The sequence below is a fragment of the Oceanobacillus piezotolerans genome (assembly GCF_003665065.1).
GTDB classification, from domain to species: Bacteria; Bacillota; Bacilli; order Bacillales; family Amphibacillaceae; genus Oceanobacillus; species Oceanobacillus piezotolerans.
Genome location: NZ_RCHR01000001.1, coordinates 192228 through 211185, shown reverse-complemented (window position 1 = coordinate 211185; position 18958 = coordinate 192228). Strand labels below are relative to the sequence as shown.

At 36.5% G+C, this 18958-nt stretch carries 16 protein-coding genes; 1 reads left to right on the top strand and 15 read right to left on the bottom strand.

The window, feature by feature from the left end:
* Positions 1-31 precede the first annotated feature (31 nt).
* The 12 genes from nrdR to citZ form a co-directional block, all read right to left on the bottom strand.
* The gene (gene nrdR, locus D8M04_RS01045; RefSeq protein ID WP_121520533.1) at positions 32-502 is read right to left on the bottom strand and encodes a transcriptional regulator NrdR; all 471 of its coding nucleotides are present in this window, start codon (positions 500-502) and stop codon (positions 32-34) included.
* 33 nt (positions 503-535) lie between these two features.
* Positions 536-925: a cytosolic protein gene (locus D8M04_RS01040; protein ID WP_121520531.1), complete on the bottom strand. Its 390-nt coding sequence runs from the start codon at positions 923-925 to the stop codon at positions 536-538.
* Positions 926-1057: 132 nt separating this feature from the next.
* Positions 1058-1435: an adenosylmethionine decarboxylase gene (speD, locus tag D8M04_RS01035; RefSeq protein ID WP_121520529.1), complete on the bottom strand. Its 378-nt coding sequence runs from the start codon at positions 1433-1435 to the stop codon at positions 1058-1060.
* A 631-nt stretch (positions 1436-2066) separates the two neighbouring features.
* Complete coding sequence (locus D8M04_RS01030; RefSeq protein ID WP_121520527.1) at positions 2067-3092, bottom strand: glyceraldehyde-3-phosphate dehydrogenase; 1026 nt, start codon at positions 3090-3092, stop codon at positions 2067-2069.
* Between the two features lie 292 nt (positions 3093-3384).
* Positions 3385-3984 (bottom strand): dephospho-CoA kinase, encoded by a 600-nt coding sequence (gene coaE / locus D8M04_RS01025; protein WP_121520525.1) that lies wholly within the window; start codon positions 3982-3984, stop codon positions 3385-3387.
* Between the two features lie 4 nt (positions 3985-3988).
* Positions 3989-4819, bottom strand: coding sequence for a DNA-formamidopyrimidine glycosylase (gene mutM, locus D8M04_RS01020; RefSeq protein WP_121520523.1), 831 nt, complete (start codon positions 4817-4819; stop codon positions 3989-3991).
* 14 nt (positions 4820-4833) lie between these two features.
* Positions 4834-7470, bottom strand: coding sequence for a DNA polymerase I (gene polA, locus D8M04_RS01015; RefSeq protein ID WP_121520521.1), 2637 nt, complete (start codon positions 7468-7470; stop codon positions 4834-4836).
* Between the two features lie 627 nt (positions 7471-8097).
* Positions 8098-9462 carry a two-component system histidine kinase PnpS gene (gene pnpS / locus D8M04_RS01010; protein WP_121520519.1) on the bottom strand — a complete coding sequence of 455 codons (1365 nt, stop codon included), beginning with the start codon at positions 9460-9462 and terminating at the stop codon, positions 8098-8100.
* On the bottom strand, positions 9462-10154 hold the full coding sequence (locus tag D8M04_RS01005) for a response regulator transcription factor (protein WP_121520517.1): 693 nt from the start codon (positions 10152-10154) through the stop codon (positions 9462-9464). Before D8M04_RS01005 ends, pnpS begins: the two co-directional genes overlap by 1 nt.
* Positions 10155-10411: 257 nt before the next feature.
* Entirely contained in the window at positions 10412-11350 is a 939-nt protein-coding gene (mdh, locus tag D8M04_RS01000; protein ID WP_121520515.1) for a malate dehydrogenase, read from the bottom strand.
* Positions 11351-11385: 35 nt separating this feature from the next.
* The gene (icd, locus tag D8M04_RS00995) at positions 11386-12657 is read right to left on the bottom strand and encodes an NADP-dependent isocitrate dehydrogenase (RefSeq protein WP_121520513.1); all 1272 of its coding nucleotides are present in this window, start codon (positions 12655-12657) and stop codon (positions 11386-11388) included.
* 106 nt (positions 12658-12763) lie between these two features.
* Complete coding sequence (citZ, locus tag D8M04_RS00990; protein ID WP_121520511.1) at positions 12764-13885, bottom strand: citrate synthase; 1122 nt, start codon at positions 13883-13885, stop codon at positions 12764-12766.
* Positions 13886-14455: 570 nt separating this feature from the next.
* Here citZ and ytvI point away from each other — a divergent pair.
* Positions 14456-15559 (top strand): sporulation integral membrane protein YtvI, encoded by a 1104-nt coding sequence (ytvI, locus tag D8M04_RS00985; protein ID WP_158595072.1) that lies wholly within the window; start codon positions 14456-14458, stop codon positions 15557-15559.
* Positions 15560-15563: 4 nt separating this feature from the next.
* On the opposite strand, the gene D8M04_RS00980 is transcribed toward ytvI, so the two are convergent.
* The 3 genes from D8M04_RS00980 to pfkA form a co-directional block, all read right to left on the bottom strand.
* On the bottom strand, positions 15564-15953 hold the full coding sequence (locus tag D8M04_RS00980; RefSeq protein ID WP_121520507.1) for an FxsA family protein: 390 nt from the start codon (positions 15951-15953) through the stop codon (positions 15564-15566).
* Between the two features lie 107 nt (positions 15954-16060).
* Positions 16061-17821, bottom strand: coding sequence for a pyruvate kinase (gene pyk / locus D8M04_RS00975; protein ID WP_121521674.1), 1761 nt, complete (start codon positions 17819-17821; stop codon positions 16061-16063).
* Between the two features lie 27 nt (positions 17822-17848).
* Complete coding sequence (gene pfkA, locus D8M04_RS00970) at positions 17849-18808, bottom strand: 6-phosphofructokinase (protein WP_121521673.1); 960 nt, start codon at positions 18806-18808, stop codon at positions 17849-17851.
* Positions 18809-18958: the final 150 nt, after the last annotated feature.

Here is an 18958-nt window from a genome sequence, read left to right as displayed (position 1 = left end):
AGCTCACCCTTAAATCAAGATAAAGTAAATTTTATTCTGCTTTGTTTTTATCTGTATTGATTAATTCTTTTAATTCGTTTAAAAATACGCTGATGTCTTTGAATTGTCGATAAACAGAAGCAAAGCGGACATAGGCTACTTCGTCAACATCTGCTAGTAGATCCATCACTTTTTCTCCTACTTCTTTACTAGCAACTTCAGGTGAACCTGAATTTCGTAGATCCCTTTCCACTTCCGAGGCAATGGATTCTATTGTCTCCAACGGTACTGGTCGCTTTTCACAAGATCTAATCAATCCTCGAATCAGCTTCTCTCGAGAGAATTCTTGTCTTGTTCCATCTTTTTTTACTACAATTAATGGCTGTTGCTCCATCCTTTCAAATGTAGTAAACCGATATCCACATTGTTCGCACTCTCTACGTCTGCGGATCGATTTCCCTTCTTCTGTAGGACGTGAATCAAAAACTTTTGTATTTTTATTTTGGCAGTTGGGACATTTCACCGTATTCAACCCCCATTCAGTTAAAATCCATCGTTAGTGTGCATCTTCTATTAAAGGCAATACATTTTGAAGCTCGTTGTATAATTGCTTGATTAGATTACTGCTATAACCAAAATCAAAAGGAATAATGGATTCTGTTGTAACAGAAAAGTCAACCGCTGTTCGGTATGGTCGAACCATTATAGCAGTAGCAACGATGAATACCTTCTTCCCATGTTTAGAAATAATACTCATTTCTCCACGTTCTCTTGAAATAGAAGTTATTTCAAATTTATCTGGTTGGTTAAAAATTTGTTCTAAAGCGTTGATAGCTTTTTCTTGATTCGTTTTATAATAATTCGTTTTTAACGTATCTAGTTTATGATTTTCTCTTGTTTCTGCATGATTACTAAAATACCTTGCTATTGTATCAGTAAGGGACATTTTCACACCTCAGCAAATATAATTATCTTATATTGTACCATGATTTAAGCATCAGAAGAAAGAAAATCACCAAATATAAAAGGTTGACTCTCACCTTAATCAGATAAGACCAACCTGTCTCCTAATAATTCATTATACTCGATGTATATTTTCTGTCTTAATCGGCCCCATTCCACGGGGCATCTCAACTCTATCATACTTCTTACATTCTAATGCAACTCGAATATAATCAGCAGCAACATTTGGATCAATCATATCCCCACAAGTATAAACATCGATACTAGCATAACCATGCTCAGGGAAACTATGGATGGTTAGGTGTGATTCAGAGATGATAACCACTCCACTAACACCATGTGGTGCAAATTTATGAAAAGCCACTTCCCGAATTTCTGCTCCAGCTTTTAGTGCAGCATTAACAAAGATTCGCTCTATCAAGGGCATATCATTTAAGATTTCTACATTGCAATTCCAAAGTTCAGCAATTACATGTCTTCCCATTGTATCCATAAAAACTCCCCCTAATGACTAGTATAAGTAAAATTCTTATCATTTTTCTACCACGGGGGAAAGTTAGTACGGCTGAGGTCCTAACCCTTTAAGTAGAAGTTAAGTAAAGCTTCAATCAGTTTTGGTTACCTAGAGTCTTCTAAAAACGAAAGCACCATTTTTAGCCTGTCAGCCAGTTTATCACTAACAATATAACAAAAAATAAGTTCATGAGAAGTATATAATTTTTTATAGTGAATTGCAATGTTAACTTCAGTGAATTTTGCATTATTAATGAGCTTATTTCACGAAGTTACCCCTGAAATAATGAGAAAGAGAAATGTGAAACTTCACTCTCATCTTCCACTGAGTATTATCACCACAAATGTATGAATTTAAGGTCTCTGAACAAATAGGGCGTTTTAACAAAAATCAACCCACCTGCCGTTTCTATTCTACTTCTCGTGAGCATACAGTCAGATAACCAGCGATTAAAAATAAAGGCTGGAACAAATATATTTGCTTAAAAGAAAAAAACGAACGAAATAACGAAGACAACCGCTACGGAAAATATCTTCGCTAAATTAGCACTTCGTTCGTTTTTTTACTTATGCAGTATCGTTGTATTCCAGCCTCATTAAATTACTTCACTCTATACTTCAACTGATTCTTTTAAATAACTGCCGATTAAATTCGTTAAATCAACAACGCGTTTGGAATAACCCCACTCATTGTCATACCATGCTAGTATTTTAATTTTGTTTCCATCCATTACCATTGTCGATAAACCATCAATGATAGAAGAGTATTCTGTTGTTGTATAATCTATAGAAACAAGGGGCTCTTCACTATATTTTATAATCCCATTTAACTCTTGCTCTGCAGCTCTTTCAAATGCTTCATTTACCTCATCCACGGTAACCGTTTTCTGTACATCAACCACCAAATCAACCAATGAAACATTCGGTGTTGGTACACGTAATGCCATTCCATGTAACTTGCCTTTTAAGTGAGGTAAAACTTCACCTAAAGCTTTCGCCGCTCCGGTAGAGGTCGGAATAATCGATTGTGTGCATGAACGTGCACGACGCAAATCCTTATGGGGGTTATCTAAATTCTTCTGATCATTTGTAAAGGAATGCACGGTCGTCATTAAACCATTCACTACAGAAAAATTCTCATCCAACACTTTTACAACTGGCGCTAAACAGTTCGTAGTACAAGATGCATTGGAAACAATGTTATCTGTATCTGGTTGGTACTCATGATGGTTAACTCCCATAACAATGGTGCGATCAACCTGATTTCCCGGTGCTGTAATTACAACTTTTCGAGCTCCTGCTGTAATATGTAATCCAGCACTCTCTTTGGTTTTAAATTTCCCAGTTGCTTCAATAACCACATCTATCTCCAACTCTTTCCAAGGTAGGTGCTCTGGGTCACGCGAGTCTACAATCTGCACTATTTTATCATTGACTTTGATTGCTCCATGAAGCGGTTCCACATCTCCGTTAAAAGCACCGTGAATACTATCATATTTAATTAAATGTGCAAGGGTTTCAGACGGATATCTAGCATTAATGGCAACGACTTCAAGCTCCTCATTTACGATTGCTTGACGAAATACCATCCGACCTATTCTTCCAAACCCATTAATTGCAATTCGTGTTTTAACCATACTCTTCCCACTCCTCCTATACATATATGTTATACTCAAATTCCCTTTATATTAAATAGTATAACACATTCACTTAAAAATGTGATTCTTTTTTTATACATTATTGACTATTTTTGATGAGAGTCACTCGTCATTTAAAGAAAACCAAATTGTTGAGATATAATGTATAGGGATGAGCGTCAACGCTGGGAATGCTATAATGACTCACTAATGCTTTTCAGCATGATGTACTGTGGTTTTTACAGTGACAATAAAAAAAGCCTGAACCTGCTATTGCGGGTTCAGACAATGATTATATAATCTTCCAGTCTTTTAAAATTTCCTCTAATTGTTCGAATGATTTGTATTTATCTCCATTATTATTGATAATTGCATCTGCTAATTCAGCTTTCTTTTTAACAGGAAATTGAGCATTTATCCTCTGCATTGCTTCCTCTTCAGTAAATCCGTCCCGTTTCATCAGACGCTGCAATTGAACATCTTCATCTACATATACAACAAGGATCTTATCAACTAAATGAGTCAATTCACTTTCGTATAAAAGTGGAATATCAAGTACCACACAGTTAGCACCCTGTTGGAGTATTTCTTCTTGTTTCTCCATCATTCGCTTGCGCACAGCAGGATGAACAATCCCATTCAATGTCTCTAACTTTCTTTTATTACTGAATACAATAGATCCTAAGTGTTTTCTATCTAGGGTGCCATCTTTCCTCAGAATGCCTTCCCCAAATTCCTTAACGACTGCTTCGTATGCCGGTTCTCCTGGGTAAACTACTTCTCTTGCAACTTTATCCGCATCTACTACAGGAATATTTAAGTCGTCGAACATTAAGGATACCGTGCTTTTACCACTAGCAATACTGCCTGTTAATCCAATGATTAACGCCATCCCATCACCCTTCCCTTTGACATTGATTACATACGTGAGTACCCCTTCCGGCAACTCTTATTTTTACAATGGGCTGTCCACAATTTCTACATGCCTTATTCTCCTGACCATAGACAAATAGATCTTGCTGAAACATTCCCATTTCCCCTTGACCATTAACATAGGAACGAATCGTCGTCCCTCCTTGGAGAACTGCTTCCTTTAAGGTTTCAATAGCTTCCATACGGATTCTTTCGATTTCCTGTTTCGTAAGCTTATTCGCTATTTTAGTAGGATAAACACCAGCTCGGAAAAGTGTCTCATCTACATAAATATTGCCCAAACCAGTCACCACTGTCTGATCCAGTAATACTGCTTTGATTGATCGCTCCGTTCTTTTTAACTTTGAATAAAAATAATCGAAGGTAAAGGCATCATCAAACGGTTCAGGGCCTAATTTATCGAGTGGCGGATGATTTAACTCTTCTCCTCTTGGATAAACATGCATTGTCCCAAATTTGCGAACGTCATTATAGCGGAGCTCTTCTCCATTATTAAAGCGAAATATAACATGTGTATGTTTATTTATAGGGTCATCTTGATGCACCACCCGATATTTCCCTTCCATTCTCAAATGAGAAATTAGGACATAGTCATTCAAATAGAAAAGCAGGAACTTTCCTCTTCTTCCCATTTTTTGTATGGTTTGTCCGATCAGAATTTGCTTGAAATGGTTTATATCATCTGGATGTTTAATTATTTTAGGCCAAAATACTTGAACTTCTTCAATTGTTTTTCCAATCACAAAATTCTCTAATGTCTTCCTAATTGTTTCTACTTCTGGTAACTCTGGCATCTTCTCGTTTCTCCTTATTTCGCATCAAACCAGCTATCTCCGTAATTGTATTCCACTTTTAAAGGAACACCTAGTTCCACAGTGTTCTCCATCATTTCTGGAACAATTTCTTTTAGCTTTTCTATTTCATCTTTTGGCGCTTCAAGTATTAATTCATCATGAACCTGAAGAAGAATGCGCGCCTTAAGCTTTTCTTCCTTAATTTTCCCATCTAAGTCAATCATCGCTTTTTTAATAATATCTGCCGCACTGCCTTGTATCGGAGTATTCATAGCTGTTCTTTCTGCGAAGCTTCTTAAATTAAAGTTTCTGCTGGTAATTTCCGGTAAATACCTTCTGCGATTCATTAACGTTGTTACAAAACCAAGCTGTTTGGCTTCTTGAACAATTTCATCCATGTATGCTTTTACTCCAGTATAGATAGAAAAATATCGTTCAATAAATTCCTTTGCTTCTTTTCTTGAGATACCCAGGTTTTGGGATAAGCCATAATCACTGATTCCATATACTATTCCGAAGTTAACCGCTTTTGCTTGGCGTCTCATATTATCGGTTACCTCATCTTTTTCCACATGGAATACATTCATTGCCGTTTGTGTATGAATGTCTTCATCCTTCTCAAAAGCTTCAATTAACTTTTCATCCTTTGAAATATGAGCAAGCACTCGCAATTCAATTTGTGAATAATCCGCAGCAAACATTACCCAACCCTTCTCTGAAGGGACGAATGCTCTGCGAATTTTTCTGCCTTCTTCTAGACGAATTGGTATGTTTTGTAAATTTGGATCAATGGAACTTAATCTTCCTGTTTTCGTTAAAGCTTGGTTAAACCTAGTGTGTACCTTGCTAGAATCCTTATGAATAACTTTCAGTAGTCCTTCAATATATGTGGATTGCAGCTTTCCTAATTGGCGGTATAATAATAGCTTTGGAATGATATCATGCTCATTCTGAAGCTGCTCTAATACATCTGCAGCCGTAGAATAACCTGTTTTGGTTTTCTTGATAACAGGCAGCTCTAACTTTTCAAAAAGAATTGGTCCTAGTTGTTTCGGTGAATTTATATTAAACTTTTCACCCGCCAGCTCATAAATTTCGGCCTCTAATTCATGAAGGCGCTCTTTAAGCTCCATTCCCATTTCCTCAATACGCCCTTTATCCACCAACACACCCTGATGTTCCATTTCCCCTAAAATGATAGCAAGCGGCATTTCCAATTCTTTTAGTAGCTCGTACTGCTGATTCTCTCTTAGCTCGTCCTCCATCTCGTCTTTCATATCATAAAGAACCTTCGTTTTTCTTGCAATATGCTCTGCTAATTGCTCTTTTTCAGGAACCTTTTGTTTTGCACCTTTTCCGTATACCTCTTCATCCATCAGTACATTTCTATTCCCTAATCGATTGGCAATAGCTGGTATATCGTGATTATTTTCAGAAGGATTGATTAAATAAGATGCCAGAAGCATATCGAAGGAAATTCCTTTAATATGAATATCTTGGCGTAAGAGTGAAACTAAAGTTTTCTTAGCATCAAATACGACTTTCTTATTTTTACTATTCTCAGCCCATTCTTTAAAATCATTGGAGTCGGCAGCAACTTCCGTTGGGATAAATAAGCAACGGTTTTCATTTACTAGACCAAATCCTAAAATTTCCTCGGTATGATAATTTTCACCTAGCATTTCGACAATAAATGCTTCCCTGCCAGTAAACATATCAGCTGTTACTTTTTCTACAATCTCATAATCGATATGATTCATCTCAATGTTCTCTGCTTCTTGAGATTCCTCTCCAGCTACCTTATCCAAAAGGGACTGAAAACCAAGGTCTTTAAATACGGATATGACTTTATCTTCCTGATATCCTTCAAAAATAATATCAGGAATTTCGACTTCGATTGGAGATTGGCGATTAATCGTAGCCAATTCTTTGCTCATAAAGGCGTCCTCTTTGTGTTCAATGAGCTTCTCTTTCATTTTCTTACCAGAAATTTCTTCCACATGGTCATAAATGTTTTCAACTGTTTGATAAGCTTTAAGTAATTTAGTAGCAGTTTTTTCACCAACACCCGGAACACCTGGGATATTATCTGATTTATCTCCCATTAAGGCTTTAAGTTCAATAACCTGTTCTGGAGTAATTTCCATTTTTTCCTTTAAGTATGATGGTGTATACTTTTCTACCTCACTAATGCCTTTTTTCGTTACACTAACAGTTACATGATCAGACACCAATTGAAGCATGTCCTTATCTCCTGAAATGACTGTTACTTCATACCCTTCCTGACTAGCTTGGTTAGAAAGTGTACCAATAATATCATCAGCTTCATATTGATCTAATTGATAATGTTTAATTCCAAATGCGTCGAGAAGCTCCTTTAAAATTGGAAATTGTTCCGATAACTCGGAAGGAGTTTTTTGACGTCCGCCTTTGTATTCCTTGAATGTTTGATGACGAAAAGTGGTTTTCCCTGCATCAAACGCTACTAAAAGATGGGTTGGATTTTCCTCTTTCAGAATTCTTAAAAGCATGGTAGTAAAACCATAAACCGCATTTGTATATACTCCCTTATCGTTGTTCAATAAAGGCAATGCAAAAAACGCACGATAAATAATACTATTTCCATCAATTAAAACCATTTTCTTAGCCATTCTTCCGTCCTCCAATTTAATAATACACCTAGTATCATTTTAGCATTGTCTAGATTGAAATGAAAATGATACATTGAGCGAGCATTCTATGGGGCTTAATTGAAATGTTTATAGGATCTTACGGAGAAGAATAGATAAACTGCAGACTAGTTTAATTCAGTATATTGTGCAAGACATCCGGAAACACAATGGAAACATGCGCTTGTGATTTCCGCTGCGGCCAGTACGCTTTCCGCGGGCAACGTCTCAGCCTCCTCGGAAGAAGAACGCTTCCTGCGGGGTCTTCGCTTGTTGCTTTTCCCGCAGGAGTCGACTGCCCTCCGCTCCAATCACTTCATATAGTTAGGAGGTGTTTCCTCTATGCATTGTTTAAAGTTAAATAGCACATCTTAGCGGAGGAAATACACGGTGACTCCTGCGGGATGAGAAGCCTAGTTGAGACCCCGCAGAGACAACAGTCTCGAGGAGGCTCAACAGCGCCCGCGGAAAGCGTAGTGTATTTCCGGAGCGGTTATATCCACTATTCTGAATTAAGTTAATCAGCATTTTCATTCAACTGCAGTTTTTACCTTTCATTACTCTATAAATTTTGCCCATAAAAAAACATCCTCTGTAAAGAGAATGTTTTTAGCGTGGCAGATAAACATGTACGGTTGTGCCTTTATTAACTTCACTTTCTAATTCCATTTTACCTTCGTGAACTTCAACAATATGCTTTACAATTGCCAGTCCTAATCCAGTACCCCCTGTATTCCTGCTTCTTGCTTTATCCACACGATAGAACCGTTCAAAAATACGTGGGAGGTTCTGTTTTTCAATGCCTATTCCCGTATCCGACACCTTAATATGAACATAGTCGGAAGTAGAATTTACTGTTAGGGAGACTTTACCGTCTTCAGGAGTATAATTGATAGCATTATCTATCAGATTTACAAAGATTTGCTTCACTTTTTCCTGATCGGCCTTCATTTCTAAATTCTCTTCAATATCTCTTGTTAAGTGTAACTGTTTCTTTTCCGCTTTGATCTTTAACGTCGGAATGATACCATCTACTAGTTCTTTTACATTGAACTTATTTAATACAATTTGGAAGTTTTCATTTTCCAGTCTGGAAAGAGTTAGCAGATCTTCTATTAGGAGCTGCATTCGGTCACTTTCATTATATATAATCTTTAAAAATTCATGTGTAGTTTCTTTATCACCTAATCCACCTTCTAAAAGTGTTTCAGCAAAGCCTTTAATAGAAGTGATAGGGGTTCTTAATTCATGTGAGACATTCGCAACAAAGTCCTTCCGCATAATTTCATGCTTTTTCAGCTCAGTAATATCATGAATAACAACAACTGCACCTTTTAATCGGTTTTTCTCATTAAAAATCGGAACGCCTATAATTTCATAATAGTATTTATCAAGACCTATATAATGAGAAAATTCACCTTTCATGTTTCTTTCATATAAAAAGGTATTTTGAACTGTTTTGTGAAAAACTTTATTCTCCATAACATTATAATATAGGAACCCTTTATAGTCCTTTGCAGAATTACCAAACATGTTTATAAATTTGCGGTTTACTAGATGAATATAGCCTTTTTCATCGATTAGAACTAGACCATTTTCTGTATTTTCGATAATCGTTGACAATTGCTCTGACTTTATTTCCTCTCTTATGGCTATTTCCCATAAGTTTCTCGATAATGCATTGATATTATAGCTCAGTTCTCCAATAATGTTACTGGATGGGTGATGGAATTTAGCACGATAATTTCCATTCCCAATTTCTTTAATCGTTTCTGTAGCCTTTTTAATCGGTTTAATATAACCCGAATAGATAAACCGCAAAACAACAAGTAAGATAATATAATCTATTGCTAACATAGCAAATAGAATAATAATATTATTATTAACCGTTGCAATAATCGCACCTGTAAATACGGTGAGAACAAAAAAGAGAACGGTATAACGGTTTATCGGTTTCTTGAAAAGCTCCTTCATTAGGAAGGCTCCTCCAATTTATATCCGAGACCCCGGACCGTTTTTATGTAGATTGGCTTCTTAGAATTGGGTTCGATTTTCTCTCTTAAATGACTTATATGTACATCAACAATACGAGTGTCCCCTACAAAATCGTAATCCCAAACACCGCTTAGTAATTGGTCTCGCGAAATTACTTTTCCCTTATTGGTAGCTAAGAAGTATAAAAGTTCGAATTCTTTTCTAGTAAAAGTAATTACTTTTGAATTAAATTCTGCTTCATATCTTTCTGGATAAATGGTGATATCGCCAACCTTAATAGATTGAAAATCGGTTGGAGCAGCCTTTTGTACTCTTCTCAAAATGGCTTTTATCCTTGCAATTACTTCTTTAGGGCTAAATGGTTTAGTTAAGTAATCATCTGCTCCTAATTCTAATCCTAATACTTTATCAAATTCGTCATCTTTTGCTGTAAGCATTAAAATCGGTGTATCAATTTTAGAAGAACGTAGATGCTTACATACTTCCATTCCATCCATTCCCGGGAGCATTAAATCTAGGACAATCAAGTCATAATCATTATTCTCACATTTTTTCACGGCTTCCAATCCGTCATAGGCAACATCTGTCGTAAATCCTGCTCTCTCAATATTATAATTTAAAAGTGTTACTATAGATCTTTCATCGTCTACAATTAAAATCCTCTGACTCATGTATGTACCCCCGCTTAAAAAGTAATTATACATCTTATCTTAACATTGAATATGATGGAAACGAATATAAATAACGAATGTAAATAAAATTTTACAAATAAAAAATACTGCCTTAACAAAGCAGAATCCTTCTTTAGCCTATATGAGGCAATTATAATATCTAACAATATGTATTTAACAGCCTGTAACATCTGCTTTTTAAAGCTATTCTCATTAGTAATCAGCGGGGATTACTCCCCACTGATTTTTTTGATCCATTATGATAATACTTTTAATACGTTTTTAACTGAGTTAGCAGATTTATCCAATGCTGCTGATTCCTCTTCAGTTAAATCTAATTCTATAATTTCCTCTATTCCATTTCCACCCAAGATGGTCGGTACTCCCAAATAGATATCTTGATAGCCATATTCCCCTTCAAGATAAGCTATGGCAGGAATAATGCGGCGCTGATCCTTTATAATAGCCTCAGCCATTACTGTTAAAGATGCTGCTGGTGCATAATAGGCACTGCCGTTTCCTAGTAAGTTTACAATTTCTCCCCCACCAGTACGTGTACGTGCTACTATTTCGGCTAATCTTTCTTTTGCAATTAATTTCTCTAATGGAACTCCGCCTGCATTAGAATAACGGATAAGTGGAACCATATCATCTCCATGTCCACCTAATACAAAGCCTTTAACATCTTTCACAGATACATTCAGTTCCTCTGCGACAAATGTACAGAATCGTGCTGTATCCAGTACGCCAGATTGCCCTATGACACGTTCTTTTGGAAATCCGGATTCTTTAAAAACAGTATATGTCATTGCATCTACTGGATTAGTTAGAACGATAATCGTTGTATTCGGTGAAAAATGGACAACTTCTTGGGTAACAGATTTCATAATTTTAGCATTAGTATTAACGAGATCATCTCGACTCATACCCGGCTTGCGTGCAATACCAGCTGTTATAATTACTAAATCTGAATCCTTTGTATCCTTATAATCATCGGTACCTATTACACGTGCATCAAATCCCTGAACTGGAGCCGCTTCAGCCATATCCAATGCTTTTCCCTTTGTTGGATTTTTCATATCTGGAATATCTACTAGTACCACATCACCCAGTTCCTTCTGCGCTAGCATAAGAGCAGTTGTAGCACCAGTAAAGCCAGAGCCAATTACTGATATTTTAGTTCTTTTTAATCCCATTATAGAATCCCCTTTTCTACAATAACGGTTTGCTCTCAGTCCATATTTTTAATTAACTCGTCAGCGAACTCAGAACACTTCACTTCTGTTGCATTATCCATTAATCGAGCAAAGTCATACGTTACGACTTTAGAAGCAATTGTCTTATCCATTGATGCAGTAATTAAATCTGCTGCTTCCCTCCAGCCTAAATGTTCAAGCATTAATACTGCAGAAAGAATGACAGATGATGGATTTACTTTATCAAGACCAGCATATTTAGGTGCTGTTCCATGTGTTGCTTCAAAAATAGCATGTCCTGTATCGTAGTTGATATTAGCTCCAGGAGCAATTCCAATTCCACCAACTTGAGCCGCAAGTGCATCAGAAATATAATCTCCATTTAAGTTCATAGTGGCTACCACGTCAAATTCTTTCGGACGTGTAAGAATTTGTTGTAAGAAGATATCAGCAATCGCATCTTTAATTAGGATTTTTCCAGCAGCTAAAGCTTCATCCTGCGCTTTATTTGCAGCATCTTTTCCGTCTTTTTCAACAATGCGATCATATTCTGCCCATGTGAATACTTTATCACCGAATTCTTGTTCAGCTACTTCATATCCCCAATTCTTAAAAGCACCTTCTGTAAACTTCATGATGTTACCTTTATGTACAAGCGTAACACTCTTACGATTTTCATCTAGAGCATATTGAATTGCCGAGCGAACAAGACGTTTCGTACCTTCCTCAGAAACTGGTTTTACACCGATACCTGATGTTTCAGGGAAACGAATTTTATCGACACCCATCTCTTCTTTTAAGAAGTTAATCACTTTTTTCACTTCATCTGAACCCTTTTGCCATTCGATTCCTGCATAAATATCCTCAGTGTTTTCACGGAAGATAACCATATCTACTTCCTCTGGACGTTTTACAGGAGATGGTACACCATTAAAATAACGAACTGGACGCAGGCAAGTATATAGATCAAGTTCCTGACGCAAAGCAACGTTAAGAGATCGGAATCCGCCACCAATTGGAGTAGTTAAAGGTCCTTTTATTGCAATCTTATATTCATCAATTTTTTCTAAAGTTTCTTTTGGCAACCATTCGCCAAACTTATTATATGCTTTCTCTCCAGCGTATACCTCTAACCATTCAATCTTCTTCTCACCATTATATGCTTTTTCTACTGATGCCTCTATTACTCTACTAGCAGCTGCCCAAATATCTGGTCCTGTCCCGTCCCCTTCAATAAATGGAATAACTGGATTGTTAGGTACATTCATTTTCCCATTTTCTACTACTATTTTTTCTCCTTGTGTCATCACAAATACCTCCTATTGTTGTACTGCCAGCAAATAGCTAGGTTTTCCCAGCTATTTGCAAGACTACTAGATTTATATTAAATAATATAAACTCATCAGTTAGTGGTTAACCCCGTTGAGAAATTGGTACAAATTGCTGTGTATCAGGACCGATATATTCTGCACGTGGGCGGATAAGTCGGTTGTCTGCATACTGCTCCAGGATATGGGCTAACCAGCCGGAAGTTCTGCTTACTGCAAAAATTGGTGTAAACAAATCATAGTCAATTCCTAAACTATGATATACAGAGGCACTATAGAAATCTACGTTTGCAGGTAGGCCTTTCTTTTCTTTAACATAGTCTTCTATCTTAATAGACATGTTATACCATTTTTCTTGACCAGTAAGTTTTGTTAACTGTCTTGACATTTCTCTCAAATGTTTTGCACGAGGATCGCCATTTTGATATACACGGTGTCCCATGCCCATAATTTTTTCTTTATTAGCAAATTTCTTCTCAATGTAAGGAATAGCATTATCTTCCTCACCAATCTCCAAGAGCATTTTCATAACGTTTTCATTAGCACCACCGTGTAATGGGCCTTTTAATGCACCGATAGCTGCAGTAATACCAGAATAAATATCTGATAACGTTGCAACACATACTCTAGCAGTAAACGTGGATGCATTTAACTCATGATCGGCGTGAAGCACTAATGCTTTGTTAATAGCCTCTATTTCTATTTCATTAGCTTCTTTACCATTTAACATGTATAAGAAGTTTTCAGCATAACCTAAATCTTTCTTTGGCTTAACAGGCTCTAGACCTTTTCTAATTCTAGCAAAGGCAGTCACAATAGAAGCAATCTTAGCTTGAATTCGGATCGCTTTTCTTCTGTTTGCCTCTGTCTCCATGACATCTGCTTCCTCATCGTATACCCCAAGAAGAGAAACTGCAGTTCTTAGCGCAGCCATTGGATGTACTGCTTTTAAATCATAGGATTTCAAATGATCATAAATTGCTTGTGGCACTTCCATATTATCAGCAAGTTCTTTCTTTATCTCATCTAATTCTTCCTGTGTGGGAAGTTTTAGATTCCATAATAAATAAACAACTTCTTCAAAACTAGCATTCTCAGCTAAGTCATCAATCGTATAACCCACATATGTTAGTTGATCATCAATAATAGAACTAATAGATGTTTTAGATGCTACTACCCCTTCTAGCCCTCGAGTAGTTGTTGCCATAAGAAACCTCTCCTTTATCTTTATATTGTTGCTTTAATAAACAACTTTCTGACAATATTACCTGAAAAAAATTGACACTTCGCTAACCCCATTTGTCGAAGCATTGTCGTTAAGTAACAGTTAATAAATATTGTCTCCCCTAATTTGATTATAAAGTATTATGAATGTAATGTGAATTGAAAACGTTTAATTTTATAAAATTACCACAAAACTGAATCAAATATTAAAGCGTCGTAATACCGGATAATGTAGTATTCATCCGCAATTACTCTTTTGTTTGGTCTATCAACAGTGTCGGTAAAGAAATAGTTTTCTATTATACAACAAGGCTTTAAAAAAATTTGTTTCATACTGTACATGAAATGCTGCTGTTTCTTCCTCTAATTTTTATTCTTTATAATATATAGCAGAAAAAATAGAGTAACAAATAGATTCAGTTGAGAGCGGTTAAACACTTATGATTCTTTGTTATTTTTCCCCCTTAAGTTTGTTTATTCTACTTCTATTTCGGCTCTGTACATCATATGTAATTAATACAGCAAAATGGTACAGGCTTAGGGGGAAATAAGATTGTATAAAGGAGTTATCATTCAAATCTGTCGTTTTATTGTAGTACTGTGTGCGTTAATCAGTGGATATTGGTTGCTCCAAATTACCTTTCCATACGTTTATCCCTTTATTATTGCGATTCTGCTTGCAGTAATCATAAATCCAATGGTTTCTTTTTTGGAAGGACATTTTCATTTTTCAAGAGGAGTTTCTACGGTTATCATTCTTTTTTTCGTATTTGTCTTTATAGGTTTCATCCTATATGTAATAATTTTAGAAATTTACCAAGGAATTTTATTCTTAGCAGCCAATCTCCCAGCTTATTATAATGAATTCTTTCACTTTATAGAAATCATATTTAAAACGAAGATTCTGCCACTTTATGAAAAAATTTTTTCGCTCTTCTTGTCACTTGATGTCAATCAACAAGCAACAGTAAAGGAGAGCTTGGACCAATTAATGGTCAGACTTTCCGCCAGCGGTTCTAACTTACTACAAGATACGTTAACAAACATTCCCAATATGCTTGCCATATTACCACAATCTTTCACAGTCATAGGATTTATTACGCTTGCAACCTTTTTCATATCTGCAGATTGGAATACATTAAAAAAACATGCCGAAACACGTTTTCCTAGTGTAGCGAAATCATGTGATTCAGTTCTCAGTACATTTAAAGAAGCAATCTGGGGATTCGCCAAAGCACAACTTCTGTTAATTTTAATCACAGGTTGTATTATTTTTACTGGCTTATGTCTATTAAAAGTAGAGCATGCACTGGCTATTGCCTTTCTCTCTGGCGTTGCTGATTTAATTCCATTAGTTGGTGTTGGATTAATATTTGTTCCCTGGATTATTTACTTATTCATGGCAGGCAATTATGGTTTAACCATTGGAATTACTATATTATACATGCTAATCATTATCATACGTCAGATTATAGAGCCAAAAATTATCTCTTCTAGTATAGGTATACATCCTCTAGCCGCATTAATTGGCTACTTTGTTGGTATTCAAGTATGGGGGGTAATGGGTCTAATTATAGCTCCGGCTATTCTTATTTTCATTTATACATTATACCAATCAAATGTCTTCATATATATTTGGAAATTTATTAAAGGTTAATGGGTTACCATTTCCGATATATAATGGTTCCCTTTTCCATTTTCCGCTTAATATATTTTGCAACCATTCTCTTAACTGGTTTTCTCGTAAACGGAAGGACAAAAAAAAGTCCTATTGTATCGGTAATAAAACCCGGTGACAATAAAAATATACCACCAATAAAGATACAAACGCCATCCATTATCTGCTCTTTTGGTGCTACTCCCTTATTCATCTCTCTTCTTGCTCGATTCCATGTTTCCATACCTTGATATCTAGCAATAGAGATTCCAATAATACCAGTAAGCAGGATAAGGAAAATAACCCACCAAGGACCAATTATATCTCCAACCCAGATAAAGACCCCAATCTCCGTTGCCGGCAATACAAGTAACAACAATAGTAAGCCTTTCATGCCCTACATCCTTCCACAATATTATAATAACATTCAAACAATCAAATTGAAAAGAAAAAACCGGCAAATTTGCCGATTTTCTCTATTTAGTCTATTATCTATTCGCATTAAAGTACTTTCGCATGTCCTTTGTAAATGTGTCCACTTGTTCCATCAATTGTAATATCTTGTCCTTCTTCTAGCAGCTCAAACACATCATTTACACCAACAATTACCGGAATACCCAGGCTAAGCCCAACAACCGCTGCATGAGAAGTTAATCCACCTTCTTGGGTAATAAGACCACTAGCTTTTTCGATCGCTGGCATCATGTCTTTGTCTGTTCCATAAGTTACAAGGATATCGCCTTCTCTTACCTTATTAATAGCCTCTTCTCCATTTTTCGCATGAACTATTCTACCATAGGCAGAGCTTTTTCCAATTCCTTGACCCTTTACTAATACATCCCCAATAATGTGCACTTTAAGTAAGTTGGTTGTTCCACTTTCTCCTACTGGTACACCTGCTGTAATAATGACGCGGCTTCCTCTATGACAAAGATTAGAATTTAGACCAGCATCAACAGCAACATCCAGCATTTCATCGGTTGATTTCGCTTTTCTGCCCATAACAGCATGGACACCCCATACAAGTGATAATTGACGATTCACTTGTTCAGAGAAAGTAACAGCCAAAATAGATGCCTTTGGACGATATTTAGAGATCATTCTCGCAGTATGTCCACTCTCTGTAGGAGCAATAATCATATCAATGTCTAAGTTCATAGCAGTATGAGAAACAGATTGTGTGATTGCCTCTGTAATCGTCATTTCTACATTTTTAGAACGCTCATCTAGAATCACCTTATGATTTAATGCAGATTCTACTTTTAAGGCAATGTTATTCATCGTTTGAACAGACTCTACTGGATAATTACCTGCAGCAGTTTCTCCAGACAGCATAATCGCATCTGTTCCATCCAAGATTGCATTGGCAACGTCTGAAGCTTCTGCTCTTGTAGGTCGCGGATTACGTTGCATAGAGTCAAGCATTTGAGTTGCAGTAATAACAGGTTTACCTGCATTATTACATTTCTTGATTAATTGTTTTTGAACTAGCGGTACATCCTCAGCCGGAATTTCTACACCAAGGTCACCACGCGCTACCATTAGACCATCACTAACTTGTAAAATGCTATCGATATTGTCGACGCCTTCTTGGTTTTCAATCTTAGGGATAATCTTAATATGAGTTCCATTGTTCGCTTCCAGCACTTCACGAATTTCAAGTACATCAGATGATCTGCGCACAAAAGAAGCTGCGATGAAATCAACGTCTTGTTCTATACCAAATTTGATATCATTGCGGTCTTTTTCTGTAATACCAGGTAAGTTCACAGATACATTAGGAACATTGACACCTTTTTTGTTTTTAATAGTTCCACCATTGAGTGCGACTGTTTTAATTTCATCAGCTGTCTTATCAACAGAAACGACTACAAGTTCTATTAGACCATCATCAAGTAAAATTTTAGAACCTTCTTGAACATCATTGATTAATCCATCATAAGTGACAGAAAAACGTTCAGCAGTTCCTTCTACTTCCTTCATACTTAAATAAACTGTACTTCCTTCTGAAATTTCATCTTGTCCATTAACAAAGTTACCGGTACGAATTTCAGGGCCTTTTGTATCTAATAGAATTGCAACTGTTTTCCCTTTGTTTTTGGCAGCTTGGCGAATATTTATGATACGCGCACCATGCTCTTCGTAATCTCCATGGGAGAAGTTTAATCTAGCAACATTCATCCCAGCGTCAATTAATTTTTCTAGTGTTTCAATCGATTCTGAAGCAGGACCAATTGTACATACAATTTTTGTGTTTCTCATCATTTTTGTTTCCTCCTTGAAGCTGTATTATATCGATAGTTGTTTGGACAAGTTATACATATCTAAATTGATGTGATGTTTTGCTGATAATATTTCATTGATGTCGTAGTCAACTAAATGATTATTTTGAATCCCAACCATTCTGCCTTCTTTACCTTCAATTAACAGTTCAACGGCTTTGGCACCTAAACGGCTTGCAAGCACACGGTCCTGAGCTGTTGGTGACCCTCCTCGCTGAATATAACCTAAAACAGTAACACGCGTCTCTAGACCCGTTTCTTTGGTAATACGATCTCCAAAGTCAAATGCGGAGCCAACACCTTCAGCAAGAACAATAATACTATGTTTTTTACCTCTTTGATGCCCACGTACCAAACGGTCACATATATCTGTAAAAGGCTCTTCTTTTTCAGGGATGATAATACTCTCTGCGCCTCCAGAGAGACCAGCCCATAAAGCCAAGTCTCCAGCATTTCTTCCCATCGTTTCAATTATATATGTACGTTCGTGGGAAGTAGCCGTGTCTCTTACCCTGTCAATAGCTTCAATAACGGTATTCAGTGCTGTGTCGAATCCAATAGTAAAATCAGTTCCAGCAATATCATTATCAATGGTGCCTGGCACACCTATGCACGGGAATCCTTTTTCAGTCAGCTTTTGGGCACCTCTAAAGCTACCGTCTCCACCAATAACAATTAATCCGTCTATTCCGTGTTTTTTCATTTGTTCGATGGCTTTCTCTTGGCCCTCATCTGTTTTAAATTCTTCACTTCTGGCAGAAAAGAGCATCGTACCACCTCTATGAATAATATCCCCAACAGAACCTAAATCCATTTGGAAGATATTCCCATCCATCAGACCTTGGTAACCATATCTCACACCAAAAACTTCTACGTTATGGTAAATTGCTTTCCTTACGACTGCACGAATAGCCGGGTTCATTCCAGGGGAATCTCCACCACTCGTAAGTACACCGATTCGTTTAATCACTTCATTCACCTCTAGTTATTAAATTCCGGTATGATATAAAACTGTATCAAAGTATTTGATCAACCTGTACTATGTATTCTTCATCAATAATATCGGACAATTTAAAGATAAAGTAAAACAGCTTAAATATCAATCAATAACACAATA